This window comes from Clostridium sp. BL-8, assembly GCF_002006495.1.
Classification (GTDB): Bacteria; Bacillota; Clostridia; order Clostridiales; family Clostridiaceae; genus Clostridium.
In genome coordinates, this window is sequence record NZ_LZZL01000022.1 from 35,226 (window position 1) to 57,797 (window position 22,572).

Consider the following 22,572-nt stretch of genomic DNA (forward strand, 5'->3'; position numbering starts at 1 on the left):
AGGATTTAATATGTTAAAAGATGTTAAGATACCAGCTTCAGGCAGACCATTTAAAAATAACGTAACATATTGTGTTGGCACTGGCAGAATGGGGCTCGCTCTTCAAAAGGAATATATTGACCATTTAAAAATAGTTAAGCAGTCCATAAATTTTAAGTATATCCGTGGTCATGGATTATTTTGTGATGATGTTGGAATATATCGTGAATGTGAAATGGATGGGAAGACATATCCGTTTTATAATTTTACCTATTTAGATAGAATAATAGATACCTATCTTGAAAATGGCATCAGGCCATTTTTAGAGCTTGGATTTATGCCAGAAAAGCTCAAAACTGGAGATAAGACTGTGTTTTATTGGAAAGGAAATGTGACTCCACCAATATCCCACGAAAAATGGGCAGAACTCATTACGACTACATTAAATCATCTAATAGAGAGATATGGCAGGGAAGAAGTAATTACATGGCCAGTTGAAGTATGGAATGAACCTAATGTTTCATTTTGGGCAGGTACCATGGAAGAATATTTCATCCTTTATGATTATTCAGCAGAGGCCGTTAAAAAGGTTGATTCACGAATACAGGTTGGTGGACCAGCAATCTGTGGTGTCGAAACAGAAAGATGGCTTAGATCATTTTTTGAGCACTGCATTGAAAAGAATTCACCGCTAGACTTTATTACCCGTCATTGTTATACTGCCAATCAGCCAACTAAGCGAGGGCATTATATATATCATACTGTGAATAAACCATCACAAATGATTGATGAACTAAAAGAGACTAGAAGAATTATGGGGGATTATCCACGTATTTCTGATATGCCGCTTCATATAACGGAATTCAATAGCTCATATGTTCCAATTTGCCCAGTTCATGATACGGATTTTCATGCAGCATATATTGCTCGTATTCTAAGTGAAATAGGAGAGTATGCAGATTCTTATTCCTATTGGACATTCAGTGATGTATTCGAGGAGATGGATGTTCCTAAATCAGTGTTCCATGGGGGATTTGGGTTGATTTCAATGAATTCCATAAAGAAACCAACCTTTTATGCTTTTGAATTTTTCTCTAGGGCTGGAAAAGAGCTGCTTTATCGTGATGATAATTTGATTGTTACTAAAAATGAAGACAAATATGTAATTATCGGATGGAACCTCAATGACTTTCAAGGCAGTAAAGAATCATCTGATGAGGCCTATGTTCTATTACTACCTGCAATAGGAAAGCAGGCTATCTTAGTTAAAAAGGAAGTGGGAGGAGTCCATGCAAATCCAATGCAGACTTGGAGCAATCTTGGAAAGCCTCGTAGTCTAAACAGAGAACAATTAGAGATATTGCAAGCTTCAGCAGAACCACTTCAAATGGATTATAAATTACTTGAAAAAGATGGTGTTTACAAAATGGAATTGAAAATTTCAAGTAATCATCTGTGCATGCTAGAAGTTATTCCTGTAAAGGATCAAACTGATACTTATATTGGATATAAGAAAGAAGAATTTTATGGAATGGAATAAGAATTTTTTATATTAAGTAAAAATAAAGGAAGGGATACAGGATGAATCATGGAGAATATTGATGTGACAACTGTGCCTAATGAATATAAAAAAGCAGTTAAGAAGGAGCTTCAAGGAACTATAACCGAAGTTTCATATGGTGTGAGAAATTATATTAATTTTTCACGACAATTAGTGACGGATCAAAATATAAGTTCAGAGGAAGTTGGAAGAGAAACTGTTAAAGGAGAGATGATAATAAAGAAATGTAATGTTTACTTGCCAGCAGGTTATGACCCAGATGATAAAGATACGAAATATAATGTATTGTATCTACTCCATGGAGTAGGTGGAAATCGTTATGAATGGTTAAACAGCAACGGTAAGGTTGATGGAAATTTTATTATATGTAACATATTTGATAATCTTATTGCAAATGGTGATATATATAAAATGATTGTGGTATTTCCTGAGGGTAGAAGTACATGTGATTGGACAGACTGCTCATTTAATTCAGAAGAAATCAATATGCTTGGCTTCTATTATTTTGATTATGAGCTAAGATATGATTTGATGCCTTTCATTGAAGCTACTTATAATTTGTATGCAAATATAAAAGATACGTCGCTAAAAGGAATCGCATATAATCGAATGCATAGGGCCATCGCTGGTCTTTCAATGGGTGGAATGCAGGCACTAAATTTGATTGTTGGTGGCTATAGGTGTGATTCAACGGTATATACAGGAACAAAGAGCGATTGGGATAATAAACTTGATAAGACTGTTTTAGCGCAAGGTATGAAAGATTTGTTTGCTTATATAGGTGCTTTTTCAAATGCGCCTACATCAAGTGATGGTAAAATATTGGGTGCTAATATAGCATCAAGTGAATATAGGTTACATTTACTTTACATTACCTGTGGAGATGCTGATGAAATAGCAGGCAAATATGGATATGAGAAAGCGGTTCAAGGTCTTGAAGATATTGCCAGGGATAATATTGATAATTATTATGAGATAATTATCAAAGGAGGTATCCATGATTTCAACGTATGGAATAACGGTGCATATAATTTTATTCATTTGTCTTTTGGAAAAAGGAAAAGAAATTTAAATTCATATATTGTTAGAAAAATAATTAATTTATATTAAATAATTATGTATATAGTTTGAATAAATTAGCGAAATTTATGATACATCATGCAATAACATTAATAATTATGCTCAATTAAAATTAATTACAGATATATTTCTGGTGACTCAGCCTAGCAGGATTAATAATAAGGAGGATGAAGAATGTGAAGAAAAAAGAATTGCTAGAAAAAATAGCTCCATGTTCTTTAATGTGTCATACCTGTAGTGCTTATGAACATGGGATGATTTCTAGAGTAGCAAAACAATTATCAAAATATATGGAAGGTATCTATGAATTTTATGAAAAGCATTCTTCAAATGAGCTTGAACGATTTAAAATATTTCAAGAAGAGTTGGTAAAGTACAGTAATGGTAAATGCTCGGGATGTCGCACCAGAGAACATCATGGATGTAGTATAAAGGAATGCTTTATTCTTGATTGCACAAAAGAACATGATATTGATTATTGCGGTGAATGTGCTGAATTTCCCTGTGATAAAACACAGAAAATTTTTGAAGAAGAAGTATATCTGCAGTGGCTCCAAGGTAATCTAGAAATTAAAAATTTAGGAATAGAAGTTTTTTGGGAAAAGAATTGTGAAAAGCCACATTATAAGGTATATAAAAATAATAGGTAAAGCTAAAATTATAATCTATTCATTATGGAAATCATTCCCATAAATGATGAAACTGATACTTATATTGGATATAAGAAGGAAGAATTTTATGGGATAGAGTAATATTTTTTGAAATCAGATGTTATAGAAATATCATTTAGATATCAGCAGGATATAAAATTTGTATCTTGCTGGTATCTTATTGCTATACAGATATAGTTATTATAAAAACAAAATTTTTATCTAATTTCACATAATGCTTGATGATACTTTTTGAACTAGATATTCTGAAAGCTCTTTCCACTCAGCATCACTAAATTTATGATATTGATCTTTAAGGACTTGAACTTTTTTGCAATTATAATAATCATTTATAGCAGTACGTATGGTTAAATTATTATCCATTAAATATAATGGATTTAGCATATCTTTAAAAAATGCCTCATCTTGCAAAATTACTATAGCAGGATTTAAATCATTAAATACTCCAAAGTTAATTCCTTTTTGGTAAAAAACAATTAACTCTTGCCTATATTTTTGAGATGCAATTTTAATCTTTTGCAAAAGTTCAGGATATGATTCCATTAAGTCGTTTTTAAATGCTTCAGATATAAAATTAGCTGATAAAAGGCTATCTTTAAATGTTTTTTGCCATTCCTTAACATAAGAGAGAGCATCACTTACGTGATCAATGCTTATTTCCAATAATTGAGTTATATAATATTGAACTAGTTCCTTAATTATTTCGTCCTTTGATGAGAAATATTTATATAGAGTAGCTTTTGAAACATCCATATACTTGGCTATATCATCTGAGCGTAATGTTCTTAGTCCATTCTTTTTTATAGGATACACTAATTTCATTATTAATTTTAATTTATTCATTTCACATTCATAACGTGAGCTATTAGTGTTTCTTTCATTCAAGCAAATCACCTCTTTTGGTCAATATGTTCATAATAAGTATATCAGATAAATGCAGGAATATAAACCAAGTAAACTAAATTTACGAAAATAGTTTACTTGGTTTATATGAAATGATATACTAAATCCATAAAAAAGAATTTATTAATAGGAGGCAATTTAATGAAATTATCAATTGTATATCATAGCGAATCAGGAAATACAGAAAAGGTAGCTGAAATGATGGCTCGGACTATTCAGGAAAATAGCGATATAGAAGTGAAGTCAATGAATATTAATAATATTGACGAAAACTTTATAAATGAATCTGCAGCCGTTATATTTGGAGCTCCTACATATTGCGGGACATGTTCGTGGCAAATGAAGAAATTTTTAGATACATCTAGAACAATAAATTTAAATGAAAAATTAGGAGGAGTTTTTATTACTGAAAATTTTATCGGTGGTGGTGCTGATTTTGCAGAAATTACATTAATTGGTTGTTTGCTGGTTAGAGGAATGATGGTGTACTCTGGTGGAGTAAGACAAGTACCTACACATTTTGGAGCAGTACTTATAAAGGACGGAGACGAATATCAAGTTAATAAAGCAAAAGTATTTGCTCAGAAGTTTTCCAAAAGAGCTGTAGAATTATTTGGGTAATACAATAAAATTTATTCTTATTTTACGGAGGTAATTAAAATGGCAAAAATAAACGATAGTATAGCTGTTCGTGGAAATCTTATAAAAAACAGAATTGTTATGGCTCCAATGCTTCCTTTTTCATTTCATGGAGATGATGATGCTTTTTATGGAAAGCAGCATATTGAACATTATACAGAACGTGCAAAAGGTGGTACAGGCCTTATTATAATGCAAGGAACAAGGGTATTTGGCGCTGCAAATTCAACAAATTTATGGTCAAGTGAAAATACTGCAGTTCTAAAAAAGATTGTTGACAATTGCCATGGATATGGTACGACAATAATGCTTCAGCTTTCTTGCGGTGATGTGAATATTAATGAACTGTCAACTGATGAAATTTATTCTATGCAGGCAGATATGAAGCAGGCAGCAATTTCTGCTTGTGAAATAGGCTTTGATGGTGTTGAATATCATTTTGCACATGGCTTTACCTTAAGTAAATTTATTGATTCATCTTATAATAAACGTACAGATCAATATGGAGGTGAAGCTATAAATCGAACAAGAATTTTGACTGAATTACTACCTGAAATTAGAGAAAAAACTCACGAAAAATTTATTATAGGTGTGCGAATGGGTGAATATTTACCTAAAAGCCAAGATGGGATTGAAGTAGCTAAAATATTTGAAAAAGCTGGTATTGATTTATTGCATATTTCTTTTGGAATGAATCCCCCAACTCATGCTATTCCAGAAAAGTTTAAATGCAGTCCAATGACATATAGCGGGTGTAAAATAAAGAAAGAAGTGAGAATTCCAGTTATAGCAGTAAATGAAATTCAAACAGAGGAACAGGTACGATTTTTAATAGAAAATAACTTTGTAGATTTTGCTGCCATTGGTAGAGGAATGCTTACTGATCCTGAGTTTGCTAATCATGTGATTAATGGAGAACCTTTAAATAGGTGCTTTGGATGTGGGGGAAACTTAAATAATTGTAAATGGTTTACGGACCACATATTATGTCCAGGCAGAAAAGTTAAATAAAATTTCAAAGAAGTATTTTAAAAGATAAATTAAAATTTATTTGATATTCAAAGTAAGATTACTTTCGAGTAGTATTTTTTTATTATCAGTCCCACAACAATGCAGAAATGTATTGTTGTGGGTTGTTTTGTTTGTATAAGAAAGTAAAATATAAACTTAGTTCGCAAAACAAAATTATAAGGCTGTGTAAAAAAATTATATATTCCAAGCACTTATTAGAATATATAAATATAGATTGTACTGCAATATATGTCCATATTTGATTAATATATTGCCAGCATAATTCATTAAGTAAGTGTAGTATACTAATTGGTAAGAAAATTTTGTAAGTATTAATTAGAAAGGAAGGTGTATAAAATGGATAAAGTAAAAATTGGAGTTATAGGTTGTGGAAATATAAGCTCAATATATTTTGAAAATTTAACGAAGGTTTTTGTGAACACCAAGGTATATGCATGCTCTAGTTTGAATGGAAAAAGTGCAAGAGCAGCTGCAGAAAAATATAGTATTCCTCATGTTTTAACAACTGAAGAATTGCTCGAGAATCAAGAAATTCAAATAGTACTAAATTTAACAGTGCCTAAGATGCACTTTGAAATATGTAAGAAGTCCCTACTTGCAGGAAAACATGTATATGTGGAAAAGCCATTAGCCCTTACTCTAGAACAAGGAAAGGAACTTGTAGAGCTTGCGAAGGAAAGGCAACTTATGCTTTGCTGTGCTCCAGATACATTTTTGGGAGGAGGACTTCAGACTTGCAGAAAGCTTATAGATGATGGAATTATCGGCATGCCTGTAGCAGCTACAGCCTTTATGACTTGTCATGGACATGAAAGCTGGCATCCAGATCCAGAGTTCTATTACGAAGAAGGCGGCGGACCAATGTTTGATATGGGGCCATATTATCTTACGGCTCTGGTATCATTGTTAGGAGAAGCGAAAACTGTTTGTGGAATGACAAAAACTTCTTTTTCTAAAAGAACCATAACAAGTGATAAAAAGTTTGGTAAGGTGATGGATGTGAAAGTACCGACTCATGTAGCAGGTACTATTGAATTCAGAAACAGTGCAATTGTTACAATGATAACAAGTTTTGATATATGGAGCAGTACGTTACCACGTATTGAAATTTACGGTACACTTGGAACTCTTATAGTTCCTGATCCTAATACATTTGGAGGTCCTGTACGGCTTAAACTAGCTCATGAAAATGAATTTAAAGAGGTCTCTCTTACTCATATGTATATAGAAAATAGCAGAGGAATTGGAATTGCAGATATGGCAAACTGTATACAAACAGGTGAAAAACCAAGAGTAAGTGGGGAATTGGCTAATCACGTACTTGAGATTATGCATGCCTTTTATATTAGTTTTAGAACGAAACAGTATGTTGATTTATTAAGCAGGTGTAATAGGCCTAAGGAGCTTCCTGTTGGATTAATCAAGGGATATGTATAGAAAGGCTGTATTGAATAATTAGGTATATAGTGTAAGATATAAATATGTGAATAATTTTGGCATTATGAATATAAGTTGACAAAAGAGGGAGAGTTTTAAATTATGTCAGTAAAATACTTAGATGATATGACAGAAGGGAATGAAGTTTCTCACATTATAAAATTTACTTTGCCAATGCTTGCTGGAAACGTATTCCAGCAGTTTTATAACTTAATTGATTCAATTGTTGTAGGAAAGTATGTAGGTGCTAATGCTTTAGCGGCAGTAGGAGCTTGTGGTTCCTTATGCTTTCTTTTTTTCTCTGTATGTTTAGGGTTATCCGTTGGAATAGGAATTCTTATTTCACAATATTTTGGTGCTAAGGAAGAAGAACAAGTAAAAAGAGCTATAGCTAATTCAACTTATGTAATTGGAATATCTGGAGTAATTATGAGTATACTGGGAGTTGTTTTGGCACGTCAGGTGTTACAGCTTTTGAATACACCACCAGAAATTTTAAATGATTCTGTAGCTTTTTTAAGAATAGCATCTGGAGGGATGATAGCTGTGGCTGCTTATAATGCTATAGCGGCTATGCTTAGGGCTCTGGGTGATTCAAGAACACCTCTAATTTTCTTAATTGTTTCCTGCGCAATTAATGTTGTTTTGGATTTGATTTTGGTTCTTAAATTTGGATTTGGTGTACCTGGGACAGCTTTTGCTACAGTTATTTCTCAGGCATGTGCTGCTGCTGGCTGCATAGTTTTTGCAGTACTTAAAAACCCATATTTTAAATTAAAAAGGGAACACTGGAAAGTAAATAAGTTAATGATTACTAAATGTATAAAGATTGGTGTACCAGTTGCAATTCAGAACTCAGCTATTGCCGTATCTCTTGTGGCGCTGCAGAGCGTTGTAAATGGCTTTGGAGAGACAGCGGTTGCAGCTTTCACTGCTACAAGCAGAGTAGAGCAGCTCATACAACAACCCTTCAATTCTTTAGGTGCAGCAATGTCCACTTTTTCAGGGCAGAATATGGGTGCTGATAAATTGGATAGAGTTAAAAAGGGATATCATAAAAGCATTTTAATAGTAGCCGGATTCAGTCTCTTGGCACTCTTAGCAGCTCAGCTTGGAGGAAGGGCTATCATGGAAGTGTTTGTTAATGATGAAGCTGTAATAAGTCTTGGAGCTAGTGCAATAAAGATTACCAGCTGTGCATATTTCCCTCTTGGAATGATTTATATTACAAGAGGATTGCTAAATGGTACTGGTGATGCATTTTATGCTATGATTAATGGTTTTGTGGAAGTAGCAGGAAGAGTGGGATTTTCAGGAGCCCTGTCAATAATTCCTTTTTTGGGAGTTTGGAGCGTATGGACCACAAGCGGATTGACTTGGACTATAACAGCTATAGCAAGTGTCATCCGTTATAGGCAAGGGAAATGGAAGAAGAAATCATTGGTTAAGGTTGCTGTTTAGAGCTATATATAACCCAAATAAATGATGGAGACTATATATAGTCTCCAGAATGGAACTCACGAATATTTCAAGTTTGGATTTTCGTGGGTTGTTTTAGTTTATCTGAGTTAGGTATAGCACTTATAATGAGTCACTAATTTTTATGAGAGAGTATAAAAAGAAAACAATTGAATTCCTGTTCCAGTATCAGATATCATACGTCCAAGTAATAACAATATGAGATTTGTATTAGCTATTTTCTTTTCTCTTTTCATGAGTATGTACCTCCAGTCTTAGAGTTTAAGAAAGCGGCCCGGATTGGGTCGCTTATATAGTTGTACTTTTTTATTCCTACTGAAACAGAAAATTTTACCTTTAGGTTAGTCTATAAGATTTCTATATAACCTTCTGTTCCATTTATTCTAATTCTTTGACCATCCTTAATAAGTTTAGTAGCGTCATCTACACCTGCCACTGCTGGAAGGCCATATTCTCTTGCAACAACAGCACCATGAGTCATCATTCCACCTACTTCTGTTACCAAGCCCTTAACAAGAACAAAGATTGGTGTCCAGCTTGGATCGGTGAATTTTGTAATTAAAATATCACCTTCTTCTATTTTTGCTTCATTCATATTTAAAATAACTCTAGCTCGCCCTTCAACAATACCAGAAGAAACAGGGGTTCCAGCTATTGCTCCTTTTGGCATATTGCCTGTATCGTATTCGCCTGAAATTATTTCTCCATCAGAAGTCATTATACGAGGTGGTGTCAATTTCTTATAAATTTCATATTCTTCTTTCCGCTTATTTATGATGCCGTAGTCAACATGTTTTGTTTTAACTGCTTCTTTAAGTTCATCAAAGGTTAGATAATATATATCATCTATGTCTTTGATTACATCATCTTGTTTTAAGGTTTCGGCTTCTTTGAGTAATGCCTGTTTTACAATCCAGAAATAACAGATTAAAAGATATTTATTGTACTCTCTATAGCCAGCAAAATTACGTAAAACACTTATGACTTTCTTTGTCTTTTTTAATTTCCTATTACCACCAGGCAGCTGCTTCAAGCGGCTTAATATTTCAGCTTCTTTTTGTTTAGCTTCAAGAAGTCCTTGGTCAAATTTAGCACTGTGGGCATTAGGTTCAAAATTCTTTATATTGCTTAGTATTAGTGGAACAAGAAGCATTGGGTCTTCGTTCCATCTTGTTCTGGTAATATCAATTTCTCCAGAGCAGCGCATACCATATTTTTTAAGATAACTGTGAATAGAGTCGCTGACAATATTACCTCCATCTACTTTACTTAAATCTTCAAAGAAAGTTTCTCTTTTTGCATTCTCAAGATATTTAATTACAGCTGGATACTGTCTTATTACATCTGCTACATCAAGGAGCTCTAATCCCATTTCGGAAGTAACGTTGTTTGATACAGATTGAGCGAGGGTATCTGCTACACTTTTTTCATCAAGCCATTTCTTCATATTTTTGTTTATCGAGTTAGAGGCATAAGATCCTGCAAAATAAGCTCCATAGACTTTAAACATAGCAGCCTTTATATCCTTCATGTCCTTTACAATGAAATCAAAGAGCTCCTCTCCAGAAATAGAAGAAAATATTTTTTCTTTATTCCTAAGCAGTGCTTGATTTTCAGCTACAGATTTTTCAACAAAAGCTGGATCATTTCTGAGATATTCTTTTATCATCTGAATTCCAAAAGATAGGACACCTCCTTCTACATTCAAAGATGTCTTTCCTTTAGGAAGCGATTTAAGGAATTCTTTTCGTTTTTGAAGATTTATAAGTGCACTCTTCATCAAAACATCTACCTTGTCTAAACCACTGATAAAAAGCTTTCTTGCTATTGGCGAAGCAAGATCATGGGATATATCCATATACAATCTTCCGCCTATCACGGGCATATTTGTTTGTATTCCAAATTGCTTAAAGAATATTTGGAAGAAACTTAAACCTAATGGTCTCATGGCCTCTGTCATCATTTGCCTATGAGCAAAGGATAAATAAACATGGTTTTTATTATCATTAACTTGTGGTGTAGGATATAAAGTAGTAATTGGACGACTTTGAACAACATAGAAATTACCATCATAAAGGCACCATTCAATATCCTGTGGACGACCGAAATAGGACTCAATCTTTCTACCCATATTACTAAGCTGTAAAATTTGATCATCTGTCAGTGTCTGCATATTTTGACGCTCACCTGTAATTTCTCTTTCTTCAGTACCGCCTTCTTTTAATGCATAAATTGCAAGTTTTTTAGAAGATATCTTTTTATCAATAATTTTATTTTCCTGCACTTTATAAATATCAGAATTCACAAGTCCTGAAACTAAAGCTTCACCAAGTCCAAAGCTGGCATCAATAGATACTATCTTTCTATTAGATGTAATAGGATCAGCTGTAAACATAATTCCTGCAGCTTGAGGAAACACCATTTTTTGAATAACTACAGATAACTGAACCTTGCTATGGTCAAAGTCATTTTGCATACGGTAGATTACGGCTCTATCTGTAAACAGTGATGCCCAGCACTTACTTATATGCTTAAGAATAGAAGGTTTTCTCATAATATTTAAATACGTATCTTGTTGCCCTGCAAATGAGGCTGTTGGCAAATCCTCTGCTGTAGCACTAGAACGTACAGCATAAGCATTTCTTTCGCCAAGTTTTGAAAGGTGAAAGGTTATTTCATCATCAATGTCCTTTGGAATTATCATATCTTCAATGGCCTTACGAATCTTTCCGCTTATTTCACTGATTTTTTCTATATCACTAGCATTTAAAAGGGATAATTCATTTAGTAATGAATTAAATTCATTACTATTTCCAATTATTTTTTTATAGGCTTCAGTGGTAACACAAAAACCTTCTGGTACAATTATTCCATCAATTCTAGATAACTCACCGAGGTTAGAGCCTTTACCTCCAACAATTGCTAGTTTTGTTTTATCAATATCTTGAAAACCAAGTACATATGGATTCATAGTTATTTTCCTCCTTAATTCAATGAATAAAGCAATTGGATAATTTTATTATTAGTTCTTATTTATTTTTGATTCCTTCTTTAATTATATTAATGGCATCGATAACCTTCTTTAAATACTCATTTTCATCAAAGCCACTTTTGAAATATTCCTCTAAGGTATATGAGAAAAGCATATCCAAAACTATATCAGTATTAACTTCCTGCCTTATAAGCCCGCATTCCTTATTATGTTTTAGTTGTTTTCTATACTTTTCAATGGAAGCAGTACGAAATTTAGCAATAAATTCAGAGTTATCCATTTGCATGAGCATGCCTATCTTGGTGTATTCAGGTTTAGCTTTACCTAATTCAAGTGACTCTTTAGTTTTTTGTATAAAAGTTTCAAAAAACTCATCATCTGGATTTGAAACTCTTTCAGGGATAAGCTTTTTCTTTTGATTTGAAATTTCTTCTATCATATATAAGTAGAGGTCTTCTTTATCATTAAAGTATTGATAAAAACTTCCACGGGGTATTCCTGCTGTTTTAATAATCTGATTAATAGATGCATCACTGAAAGAACAAGTAGAAAATTCCTGTACAGCTGCATTAAAAATTCTTTGCTTTTTATCTTCATTTAAATTTCTAAAAGTATCTTTTGGCACAATATCATCTCCTCTTGAAGACATCATAGCATAAATTATTTCATATGACAAGTATGTCACATGACAAAGTTGTCATTTTTAAAAATATCAAACAGAGAAATAAGAATTATAGGGCGTAACTTAACTAGTGATACTAGTTGAAGTTATTAGAACTATTTATAAAATATAATTTTTAGAAGTATTTAATTGTTGATTTGATTCATACAAGTAATCAATTATTAAAAAAATACCATGAAGATGGGTAACCATATATTGACACTATTTACTATAGATGCTATAATAGGTTTAACGTAAAACTGAAAACGTTATTAAAACTAAATTGACTAAAAATGTACAAGCTTTGGATTCTTAAATATTATTCTATTATAAAACGCTAAGTTTAACGTTAAACTTTAAAAGTGTTTATCAAAAAATAGGAAGGGGAAAAGTTATGAAAAAAATTAAACGAATCTTAGGCATGGTGTTAATTGCATCATTAGCAGCCACATTGATTACAGGATGTGGTTCAAAGTCTCAAAGTGCAAGTAGCAATGCAAAATCAGATGGGAAGATTCAATTAAAAATGGGTCTTTGGCCAGAAGATACTTTGAAAGATGAGATTGAATTACACAAAGGGTATAAAACAAAATTAGAAGCAAAAGATCCTAATGTCGAAGTTGTTCCTGATTATTATAAGTATTCTACAGAAACATTTGTACCTATGGCTGAGGCAGGAAATCTACCAACTGTATTCGAAACCTGGTATACTGAGCCTCAAAAACTTATTAAAGGCGGATATGTTGCTGATATTACTGATATATTGAAGAAACGTGGATGGGACACTGCAATTAACCCACAAATTAAGAAACTTCTATCAGATAGCAACGGGAGGATATATGGCATTCCACGTGATGGATATGCATTAGGTGTCATGGCAAATGTTGAATTATTTAAGGAAGCTGGACTAGTTGATAGTAGTGGATATCCTATTATTCCTAAGACATGGGATGAATTAGCTAAAACAGCACAAACAATTAAGCAGAAGACAGGTAAAGCAGGATTTTGCCTTTTAGCTAAGGATGCAGCAGGTGGATGGCATTTTTCAAATATAGCATGGGCATTTGGAGCTACATTATGTACAGTGGATTCAAATGGAAAATATAAATCAAACGTTGATAGTAAAGAAGCTATAGAGGCAATGAATTTTGTAAAAGATTTAAAGTGGAAGTATGATTGCCTTACAGCAGATCCTACAAATGAAGATTGGGGTACAGGTTTTTCAGAATTAGGTACAGGAGCCGCTAGCATGTATATTGCAGCAAATGATGCAGTTAACCAACCTACTGAAAATAATGGTCTTCCTGCAAAAGATTTAGCAATGTTTGCAATACCAGCAGGACCAAATGGTGCTCAATTTTCATTGTCTGGTGGTACACCTTATATGTTCGCAAAAAATGCAACAGAAGATGAAATTAATGCTGCTTTAGATTACATTGAAATTATGGGAAAGGCGCCTACTGCAACAGAAGATTCTATTGCAGGGATGGAAGCTGATGCAAAAAATAAAGTTAATAGTGGAGTTCCTGTTATTCAAAGATTCCCATGCTGGGTTAACAAAGACGTAATGGATGCCCAAGATAAGGTTATTAAAGATAATAGCAATGTTGATGAAAAAATGTATAGCTCATACTTTGATGCCATTAGTAAAGATGGAAATCTTAGAATGGAAGAGCCAGGATCAGCGCAAGATTTATATTCTGAATTAACAAAAGTAATTCAAGCAGTAATCACTGATAAAAATGCAGATGTTCCAACATTAATGAAAACAGCTAATGAAAATTATCAAAAGATTTTAGATGAAAAAGTTAATAAATAATATTATTTTAATTGCACAATACACAATATTTTAACTAATTAATGTCTATTTAATTCATCAGGAGGGTATTCTTTATAAGACTACCCTTTTGAATTAAAGATCTCTAAGGAGGTGAAAAAAGTGGAAGAAATGATACCAAAGTTATTAGAGCCTGATAAGAAACCTCAAACTAAGGTTAAACATAAATTTTTTAAGAAAAATGATTTAATGGGCTGGATTATAATGCTTCCAACACTTGTTTTATTTGCATTTTTTGTATGGGATCCGTTACTAGAAAACATTAGACTTTCACTATATAAAGCAGATGGTATTAGACTTGTTAAATTTGTGGGCTTAGATAATTATTTTAGCATATTATCACATCCAGATTTTTGGGCTGCATTTAAAAATACTTTTTCATATATTGGCTGGTCACTAATTATAGGCTTTATAGCACCTATAATTGCAGCTATTCTCATAAGCGAAACGGTCCATTTTAAAGGCTTATTCAGAGTTGGAATTTATTTTCCTAATATTATGCCAGGACTTGCAACAGTAATTATGTGGGGATTTTTCTTTAAACCTGGACCAACAGGTACATTAAATATTTTATTAGAAAAGATAGGCGTTAATCCTCAGCTATGGTTAACCAATCCAAAGTTAACAATTCCTCTTATTGTAGTGAGTATGACTTGGAAGAGTGCAGGTGCTACAGCTTTAATTTATATGGCAGGTATAAGCAGTATTAATCCAGAATTATATGAAGCTGCAACAATAGATGGAACAACAGTATTACAGAGAATAAGACATATTACTCTTCCTAAAATATTTTCACTTGCAAAAACAATGCTTATTCTTCAAATAATATCAGTTTTCCAAATCTTATATGAGCCGATGGTTATGACAAACGGTGGTCCAAACAATGCAAGCATTTCAATTATGCAATTAGTATATAATTTCGCATTTAGAGATTATAATTTTCCAGCAGCAGCAGCGTTATCAGTTGTTGTATGCATAGTGCTTATAGCACTAAGTGGACTATATTTTAAGCTAACAGCAAGTAAAAAATAGTGGAAGGGAGATAATATAATGTTTTTTAGTAAGTATAAAGAAAAACAAGATGGAGCAATTCGTTATTATGATGTTAAATCTAGTAAAACAAAAATACTTTGTGTGATCATTTTTATACTATGTCTATTAATGGTCGCAGTATGTCTATTCCCTTCCATATGGGTATTCTTAGCGAGTTTTAAGGATATTAAGGAATTTAGAATAGATGCTACTATACTTCCAAAACTTTTTGATATAAAGCAATATGTTGATACATGGGAAAAATTAAATTTTGTTAATTATTATGTGAATTCTGCAATAGTGGTAGTTGGTAGTGTTATATGTTCTGTAATATTTAATGGGCTTTTAGCTTATGTACTAGCAATAATAAAGCCAAGAGGTCACAAGATAGTACTAGGACTGGTAATGTGGAGTCTGTTAATTCCAGCAACATCAAGCATTGTGGCATTGTTTGTAAATATAAACAAAATAGGATTAAATGATTCTTTTATACCATTATGGTTTGTATTTGGTGCAAATGCATTTTATGTAGTTTTATTTAAAAACTTCTTTGAAGGTTTACCAAATGAATTAATAGAAGCGGCTAAGTTAGATGGATGTGGGTTGTTTAAGATATTTTTTAAAATCATATTGCCACTTTCAAAGCCAATAGTTATGGTAGTTGTGATTTTTACAATTACAGCAGCATGGTCTGATTTCTTGTTGCCATATTTAGTACTTAATGGTACTGAAAAGGAAACTGTTATGGTTAAATTATTTGCATATCATAATTCAAATAAGGTTAATGATATAGACATGCTAAGGGCAGTAGCATTCTCAATTATTCCACCAATTATTTTATTTACAATATTCCAAAAACAAATTACAGATGGTGCCACAGCAGGTGCAGTAAAGGAGTAAGACATGACAAAGATTGCAGATAAATATTATATTACAGACCCGTGGAAAATCATAGAAGAAGGATTTAATAAAGATTATTCAGAGGTATCAGAATCTATATATTCTCTTGGCAATGAATATATGGGTATAAGAGGATATTTTGAAGAAGGATACAGTGGAGAAAGTCTCCTTGGAAGTTATTTTAATGGTGTGTATGAAGAACAAGCGGTAGTTGGTCCTTCATATAAAGGAATAATAAAGAAGACTGAATTTATGGTGAATTCAGTAGATTGGCTATATACTCGTATAATTATTGATGGCGAGCAGCTTAATATAAATAAATGTATTATTAAAGATTTTAGAAGAGAACTTGATTTAAAGACAGGTATTTTAAACCGCTCATTTATATGGAAATTAAATAGTGGGAAGGAATTGAAATTAGAATTTGAACGTTTCTTATCAATGGAAGAGGTTCATTTAGCAGGGCAAAGAATAAGTATTACACCAATTAATTTTAACGGTGATATTGAAATTATTTCAGGGCTAGATTTTACAAATATTCATTATATGGCAGGTGAAAACTTGTGGAAATGCAGTGAGGCTGATAGTAGAAAAGGTTATTTAAGCATATTAGGAACTACAATAAATACAAATCAAAATGTATTTTCTTCTTGCAAATTCGATTGTATATATAAAAATGAAGAAGATATTATTGAAGAAAAAAGAGTATTGAAGAAATTCACAATAAATCTTATTGAAGGTGAAAAATCTATTTTTACTAAAGTTATTAACAATATAGTTAATAAGAATGAAAAGTATATGGTATTTAATGAGTTTAAAACTAAGTGTGAAGAAGAGAAGAAAAATATTACAGCACTTTCCTATGATGATATTAAAAGTAAAAGTATAGCTTGGTGGGATAGAATATGGGCAGAATCAGATATTGTAATTGATGGTGATGAACTAAATCAGCAAGGTATAAGATTTTGTATATTTCAAATGCATCAAACTTATCAGGGGGCTGAGCCGGGGGATATAATAGGTGCAAAAGGGTTGACTGGAGAAGCATATAGTGGCAATTCTTTTTGGGATACAGAGGCATACTGCCTGCCATTTTATGTTTTTAGCAACGTTGAAGCTGCTAAACATTTATTAAAGTTCAGACTTATTACATTACCAGAGGCACAAGAAAGAGCAAAACAATTAGATTGTGAAGGCGCATTTTTCCCAATAGCAACTATTAGCGGAAGGGAATGCTGTAGTTTATGGCAGCATGCTAGTTTACAGCTTCAGGCATCAACAGCAGTTGCATATGGAATATGGCATTATGAGAATATAACCGGAGATGAAGGATTTGTATTTGAAACAGGAACTCCATTATTAATAGAAATAAGCAGGATGCTTGCAACAAGAGGAGACTGGAATAGTGATAAATCTAAGTATGGTTATTATGGCGTAATGGGACCTGATGAATTTCAAATGATGGTCAATAATAATTGCTATACAAATTATATGGGGAAAGTTACACTCGAATATGCTCTAGATGTATTAAAGAGATTAAAGAACAAGAATAGAAGTCTCTATGATGCTATAGTTAAGGAGTTTAATATAAAGCAGGAAGAAATGGCAAATTGGAATATAATTGCTGAAAAAATGTGCATTCCTTATAATGAAGAAACTAAACTCTTTGAGCAGCATGAGGGATATTTTAATTTACCACATATTGATGTTCATAATATTCCAGTTGAGGATTTTCCATTATATAATCATTGGACATACGATAGGATTTATCGTAATGATATGATCAAGCAGCCTGATGTGTTAATGCTAATGTTCTTATATAATAACAGATTTACAGAGGAACAGATAAATGCTAATTATGAATATTATGAACCTAGGTGTATTCATGAAAGTTCCCTTTCACCATCAGTGCATTCAATACTAGCAGCACAGCTAAAAAAGCATGAAGAAGCCTATGATTTCTTTGGCTTTGCAACAAGAATGGATTTGGATAATTACAATCGCAATACACGTGAAGGCTTACATACAACTTCAATAGCTGGAGCCTGGATGAATATTCTATATGGTTTTGGTGGTATGCGTTCAGATAAAGAACTTTTAAGTTTCAATCCATCAATTCCTAAAGCCTGGAATGGATATTCCTTTAGATTAGGTTATCAGAATGATGTAATTGTAGTAGAAGTAAGCAAGGAAACTGTAAGTTTTTATGCATTAAACGGCACAAAGCTTCAGATTGAAGTATATGGGAAATTGGTAACTTTAAGCGATGAAAGAACATCTATAAATATTCCCATTGAATGGAGAGGGTAGAATGGTAAATTGGTTAGTAGAAGAAAATCAATATAACAAAGATAGAATATGCGAAAATGGAAATAAGTTTCTTATAGGTAATGGATATCTAGGAATACGAGGAACACTGCCTGAATATGAAAAGGAACAATTTGCGGCTATTAACTTGTCCGGGATTTATGATCAAGTAGGAAATTCATGGAGAGAGCCGCTTAATGCGCCAAATGCCTTGTTCACTTATATTGAATTTGATAGACAGGAATACCGTTTGCCCAATGTTGAACCTTTAGATAACAGGATGATTTTAGATTATAGGCATGGAATTTTTAAATGTGAAACAACTTTTAGTATTCCAAAAGGGAAATTAAAAATTAAAGTTGAAAGATTTGCAGGAATGGTTGACAAACATTCTATTTTAATGAAATATAGCATCATTACAGAAGGTGATGGAAATCTCAATATATATACAGGAATTGATGGAGAGGTGTGGGATATTAATGGTTCTCACTATGACAAAATTACATGCTTAGTTGAGGATGGAACCTTGATTGAAGAGGCTCTGACCCATGAAAACAAAGATAAAGTATACACCTGTGAGAAGATTAAATATGACTTTAAAGCATATGAAGAAAAAATAGAGAAAGGTAATAAGTTACTTAGAAAAATAAGCATTGATGCTGAGAATAATTCAAGTTACACAATATATAAATTTATTAGCATATATACAAGTAAAGATTGCGGTGATGCCTTAAAGAAAGCAAAAATGCTCACTAGTGATTTATATTATAGAGGCTACGACGATTTATTGAAAGTCCATAAGAATGAATGGGAAAAACTTTGGAAAATTTCAGAGGTTATTATAGATGGTGATGATAAGGCAATGGAAGCACTTAATTATTCTATATACCACCTTCACTGTATAGCACCTAGACATTCGGACAGCCTTTCAATTGCAGCAAGAGGATTATCAGGACAAACCTATAAAGGAGCAGTATTCTGGGATACAGAAATGTTTATGCTAGACTTCTTTTTAAATACTGAACCAAAGGTAGCTAAAACATTATTAAAATATAGAATTGATACATTAGATGGAGCTAAAAGAAAAGCAGAGTCTTATGGATATAAAGGAGCATTTTATGCATGGGAAAGTCAAGAAGGCGGGTATGATGCATGTTCTGACTATAATGTAACCGATGTATTTACAGGGCGCCCTATGAGAACCTTTTTTAAGGACAAGCAAATTCATATATCTTCGGCTATTGTGCATGGAATTATGAAATATATTGATCAAACAGGGGATTATGATTTATTAGCTGAAGGCGGAGATAAGGCAATAATAGAGTGTGCGAAATTTTATTATGATTTACTTTTGACTAAGCTGGAGTCAGAGGTATATGAACTTAGAGATGTAATAGGACCTGATGAGTATCATGAAAGAGTTAATAATAATGCTTATACTAATAGGATGGCTAAGTTTACCTTTGAAAGTGCCATAAAAATAATAGAGATAGCTAAAAGTAAGGAATGGAATATCATTAAAGAATATAATTTAGATGAATTAAAAGTAAGATTTGCTGATGCAGCTAATAAAATATATATACCGAAGCCTAATAATAAAACATCAATAATTTCACAATTTGACGGCTATGACGGTTTAGAAGATATAGAAATTGATAAATTAAAGGAAAGATTAATAGATGATAAGGAATATTGGGGAGGAGCTTATGGGATAGCATCTCATACAAAGGTTATAAAGCAGGCAGATGTTATAACAATGCTTAACTTGTTTCATGAGGAATATTCAAAGGAAGTATTGCTTAAAAATTGGCAGTATTATGAGCCAAGAACAGAGCATGGATCATCCCTAAGTGCGTGTATGTACGCCTTAGTTGCGTGCAAATGCGGATTAGCAGATAAAGCATATGAGTTTTTCTTAAAGTCAGCACTTACAGATATAGAAGGAAAGGGTAAACAATGGGCTGGACTCATTTATATAGGTGGGACTCATCCTGCTTCTTCAGGTGGAGCATACATGACAGTTGTGGAAGGCTTTGGCGGAATATATTTTGAAGATGGAATAGTAAAATCTAAGCCTTGCATGCCAGCTAATTGGAAAAGGCTTAGCTTTAAAATATTATATTTAAATAAATTATATCAAATTGACATAACTAACAATGAGGCTGAGATTAAATTAATTTAGCAGGGGAATATTTCTACTCCTCTGCTGAATTTAAATAGTTTTTACACTTTCCCGCTCTACAAGTCTGACCGGAAGAATAGTTTCTTTCCTATTAATAGGCTTATTTTCAAGTTTATCAATTATGTAGTTTACCGCAAGTCTACCTTTTAATGGAGCATCTTGATGAATTGTAGTTAAGGCAGGTGATATTAAATTACATAAATTAATATCATCAAAGCCAACGACAGATATATCGTCAGGAACTCTTTTACCAGCTTGCTTTAGACCAGTAATAATACCAGCAGCGAGTATGTCAGCAGTTGCAAATATCGCAGTAAAATCATTTCGTCTTGCTAAAGATAATCCAAGGTTAATAGTTGTAGTAGTGTCAATTTCCTGTTCAAAAACAAGTTTATTGTTAAATTCTATGTTAGCTTCTGAAAGTGCTTTTTTGTAACCCTCAAAACGTTCTGATACAACACCTTTATATTTTATAGAAGGTGAAGCAAAGGCTATATTTGTATGACCATGATCAATGAGATATTTAGTAGCAATATAACCACCATTAAAGTCTTCAAGACTTACATTGCAGATATTAGGATTAGAAATATAGCTGTCTATTAAAATTATTGGAATATGAAGTTTGGCCAATACATCATAAAAATCGTCCTCAAAAATACCAGCCAAAATCAAACCGTCAACATTCCAGTTTCTAAGAAAAAAAATCAAGTCTTGACTTGTCTCCACAGTACGTAACATTAAATAATAACCATTTTCTCGCAAAGTAGATTCGATTGCTCCAATAAATATAGAATGAAATGGATCTTCCATAAAATTGCTATTGTGGTTAGTAACTATATGGTTTATTACACCAATAACTTTTGAAGAATTGGAAACCAATGAGCGGGCCGACATGTTTGGAACATATCCTAATTCTTCTATAGCTTTATTAATTTTTATTATAGTTTCTGCTGAAACACGACCAGGTTTACCATTAATTACATTAGAAACAGTAGTGAAGCTTACGCCAACAGCTTTAGCTATATCTTTAATTGTTGCCATTATTTAAACCACCTCTTTGAGAAGTTTAAGGTTAAACCTTGTCTAATATTTTAACATTAAAACCCAAAATTGTATACTAAATAAATAAAATCGATAGTGTAGAAGCAAGTACATTAGATATGAAAAGGAGATAGATAAAATGATTAAAGGCGTAATTTTTGATCTTGATGGAGTATTAGTATCAACAGATGAAATGCATTTTGATGCGTGGAACATGCTGGCTAAAAGATTAGGCATTACCAATTATACAAAGGAAGATAATGAAAGACAAAAAGGTGTAAGCAGAATGGAATCCTTAGAAGTTGTACTTTCAAAGGGAAAAGTAATTTATTCAAAGGAAGAGAAAGAAAAGTTCGCTGAAGAAAAAAATCATTATTACATCGGATTATTGGAAAAATTAGATTCTAGAGCTGTCTTAAAGGATGTTATAGAAACATTAGAAATGCTTAAACACCGAGGAATAAAAATAGGAGTTGGCTCGGCTAGTAAAAATACACATCTTATCTTAGAGAAGACTGGATTAAATAAGTATATTGATGAGGTGAGCTGTGGACTTGATGTTAGTAAATCAAAACCAGATCCAGAGGTATTTATAGTAGCAGCAAGAAAGTTAAATTTGAAAAATGAAGAATGTCTTGTAGTTGAAGACTCGAAGGTTGGAATAGTAGCAGCGAGAGCAGGCCATATGAGATCCTTAGGAGTTGGGCCGGAACATGATAAGCTTGGAGCGGATTATGACGCATTGACTATGCAAAGTAATTTAGACTGGAATGAACTTCTTAAATAATATTTATTTAGTTTACATACAGAGGGCTGGAAGGAGGGATGGGAATAAAATT

General features: G+C 32.6%; 17 protein-coding genes. 13 read left to right on the forward strand and 4 right to left on the reverse strand.

Annotated features, from left to right (window positions below):
* Positions 1 to 10 precede the first annotated feature (10 nt).
* The 3 genes from CLOBL_RS09595 to CLOBL_RS09605 all read left to right on the forward strand — a co-directional run bounded on the left by CLOBL_RS09595 (position 11) and on the right by CLOBL_RS09605 (position 3,270).
* Positions 11 to 1,519 (forward strand): glycosyl hydrolase, encoded by a 1,509-nt coding sequence (locus CLOBL_RS09595; protein WP_077858816.1) that lies wholly within the window; start codon positions 11 to 13, stop codon positions 1,517 to 1,519.
* A gap of 48 nt (positions 1,520 to 1,567) precedes the next feature.
* Complete coding sequence (locus CLOBL_RS09600; protein ID WP_077858817.1) at positions 1,568 to 2,650, forward strand: alpha/beta hydrolase-fold protein; 1,083 nt, start codon at positions 1,568 to 1,570, stop codon at positions 2,648 to 2,650.
* A gap of 137 nt (positions 2,651 to 2,787) precedes the next feature.
* Positions 2,788 to 3,270 carry a DUF3795 domain-containing protein gene (locus CLOBL_RS09605; protein WP_242953806.1) on the forward strand — a complete coding sequence of 161 codons (483 nt, stop codon included), beginning with the start codon at positions 2,788 to 2,790 and terminating at the stop codon, positions 3,268 to 3,270.
* A gap of 228 nt (positions 3,271 to 3,498) precedes the next feature.
* Here CLOBL_RS09605 and CLOBL_RS09610 read toward each other — a convergent pair whose 3' ends face one another.
* Complete coding sequence (locus CLOBL_RS09610; protein ID WP_077858819.1) at positions 3,499 to 4,176, reverse strand: TetR/AcrR family transcriptional regulator; 678 nt, start codon at positions 4,174 to 4,176, stop codon at positions 3,499 to 3,501.
* Between the two features lie 159 nt (positions 4,177 to 4,335).
* Between CLOBL_RS09610 and CLOBL_RS09615 the strand changes: the two genes are divergently transcribed.
* From CLOBL_RS09615 to CLOBL_RS09630, 4 genes are all read left to right on the forward strand, one after another.
* A complete protein-coding gene (locus tag CLOBL_RS09615) occupies positions 4,336 to 4,815 on the forward strand; it encodes a flavodoxin domain-containing protein (RefSeq protein ID WP_077858820.1) in 480 nt (159 codons plus the stop codon).
* A gap of 39 nt (positions 4,816 to 4,854) precedes the next feature.
* Positions 4,855 to 5,844 (forward strand): NADH:flavin oxidoreductase, encoded by a 990-nt coding sequence (locus tag CLOBL_RS09620; protein WP_077858821.1) that lies wholly within the window; start codon positions 4,855 to 4,857, stop codon positions 5,842 to 5,844.
* 357 nt (positions 5,845 to 6,201) lie between these two features.
* Positions 6,202 to 7,302 (forward strand): Gfo/Idh/MocA family oxidoreductase, encoded by a 1,101-nt coding sequence (locus CLOBL_RS09625; protein WP_077858822.1) that lies wholly within the window; start codon positions 6,202 to 6,204, stop codon positions 7,300 to 7,302.
* Positions 7,303 to 7,404: 102 nt separating this feature from the next.
* Positions 7,405 to 8,763: an MATE family efflux transporter gene (locus CLOBL_RS09630; RefSeq protein WP_077858823.1), complete on the forward strand. Its 1,359-nt coding sequence runs from the start codon at positions 7,405 to 7,407 to the stop codon at positions 8,761 to 8,763.
* A gap of 364 nt (positions 8,764 to 9,127) precedes the next feature.
* Here the strand turns inward: CLOBL_RS09630 and ppsA are convergent, their stop codons facing one another.
* Positions 9,128 to 11,752 carry a phosphoenolpyruvate synthase gene (ppsA, locus tag CLOBL_RS09635; protein ID WP_077858824.1) on the reverse strand — a complete coding sequence of 875 codons (2,625 nt, stop codon included), beginning with the start codon at positions 11,750 to 11,752 and terminating at the stop codon, positions 9,128 to 9,130.
* Between the two features lie 58 nt (positions 11,753 to 11,810).
* Positions 11,811 to 12,398: a TetR/AcrR family transcriptional regulator gene (locus tag CLOBL_RS09640; protein WP_179117716.1), complete on the reverse strand. Its 588-nt coding sequence runs from the start codon at positions 12,396 to 12,398 to the stop codon at positions 11,811 to 11,813.
* A gap of 430 nt (positions 12,399 to 12,828) precedes the next feature.
* On the opposite strand from CLOBL_RS09640, the gene CLOBL_RS09645 reads away from it, so the two are divergent.
* The 5 genes from CLOBL_RS09645 (at position 12,829) to CLOBL_RS09665 (ending at position 20,692) form a co-directional block, all read left to right on the forward strand.
* The gene (locus CLOBL_RS09645) at positions 12,829 to 14,253 is read left to right on the forward strand and encodes an extracellular solute-binding protein (protein ID WP_077858826.1); all 1,425 of its coding nucleotides are present in this window, start codon (positions 12,829 to 12,831) and stop codon (positions 14,251 to 14,253) included.
* A gap of 129 nt (positions 14,254 to 14,382) precedes the next feature.
* The gene (locus tag CLOBL_RS09650; protein WP_242953808.1) at positions 14,383 to 15,303 is read left to right on the forward strand and encodes a sugar ABC transporter permease; all 921 of its coding nucleotides are present in this window, start codon (positions 14,383 to 14,385) and stop codon (positions 15,301 to 15,303) included.
* An 18-nt stretch (positions 15,304 to 15,321) separates the two neighbouring features.
* Positions 15,322 to 16,203 carry a carbohydrate ABC transporter permease gene (locus CLOBL_RS09655; protein ID WP_009169329.1) on the forward strand — a complete coding sequence of 294 codons (882 nt, stop codon included), beginning with the start codon at positions 15,322 to 15,324 and terminating at the stop codon, positions 16,201 to 16,203.
* Positions 16,204 to 16,206: 3 nt separating this feature from the next.
* Positions 16,207 to 18,513 (forward strand): glycosyl hydrolase family 65 protein, encoded by a 2,307-nt coding sequence (locus CLOBL_RS09660; protein ID WP_077858828.1) that lies wholly within the window; start codon positions 16,207 to 16,209, stop codon positions 18,511 to 18,513.
* Between the two features lies 1 nt (position 18,514).
* A complete protein-coding gene (locus tag CLOBL_RS09665) occupies positions 18,515 to 20,692 on the forward strand; it encodes a glycosyl hydrolase family 65 protein (protein ID WP_077858829.1) in 2,178 nt (725 codons plus the stop codon).
* 30 nt (positions 20,693 to 20,722) lie between these two features.
* Here the strand turns inward: CLOBL_RS09665 and CLOBL_RS09670 are convergent, their stop codons facing one another.
* The gene (locus CLOBL_RS09670; RefSeq protein WP_077858830.1) at positions 20,723 to 21,733 is read right to left on the reverse strand and encodes a LacI family DNA-binding transcriptional regulator; all 1,011 of its coding nucleotides are present in this window, start codon (positions 21,731 to 21,733) and stop codon (positions 20,723 to 20,725) included.
* A 139-nt stretch (positions 21,734 to 21,872) separates the two neighbouring features.
* Here CLOBL_RS09670 and pgmB point away from each other — a divergent pair, with 139 nt between their 5' ends.
* Positions 21,873 to 22,520 carry a beta-phosphoglucomutase gene (pgmB, locus tag CLOBL_RS09675; RefSeq protein WP_077858831.1) on the forward strand — a complete coding sequence of 216 codons (648 nt, stop codon included), beginning with the start codon at positions 21,873 to 21,875 and terminating at the stop codon, positions 22,518 to 22,520.
* The last annotated feature ends 52 nt before the right edge of the window (positions 22,521 to 22,572 follow it).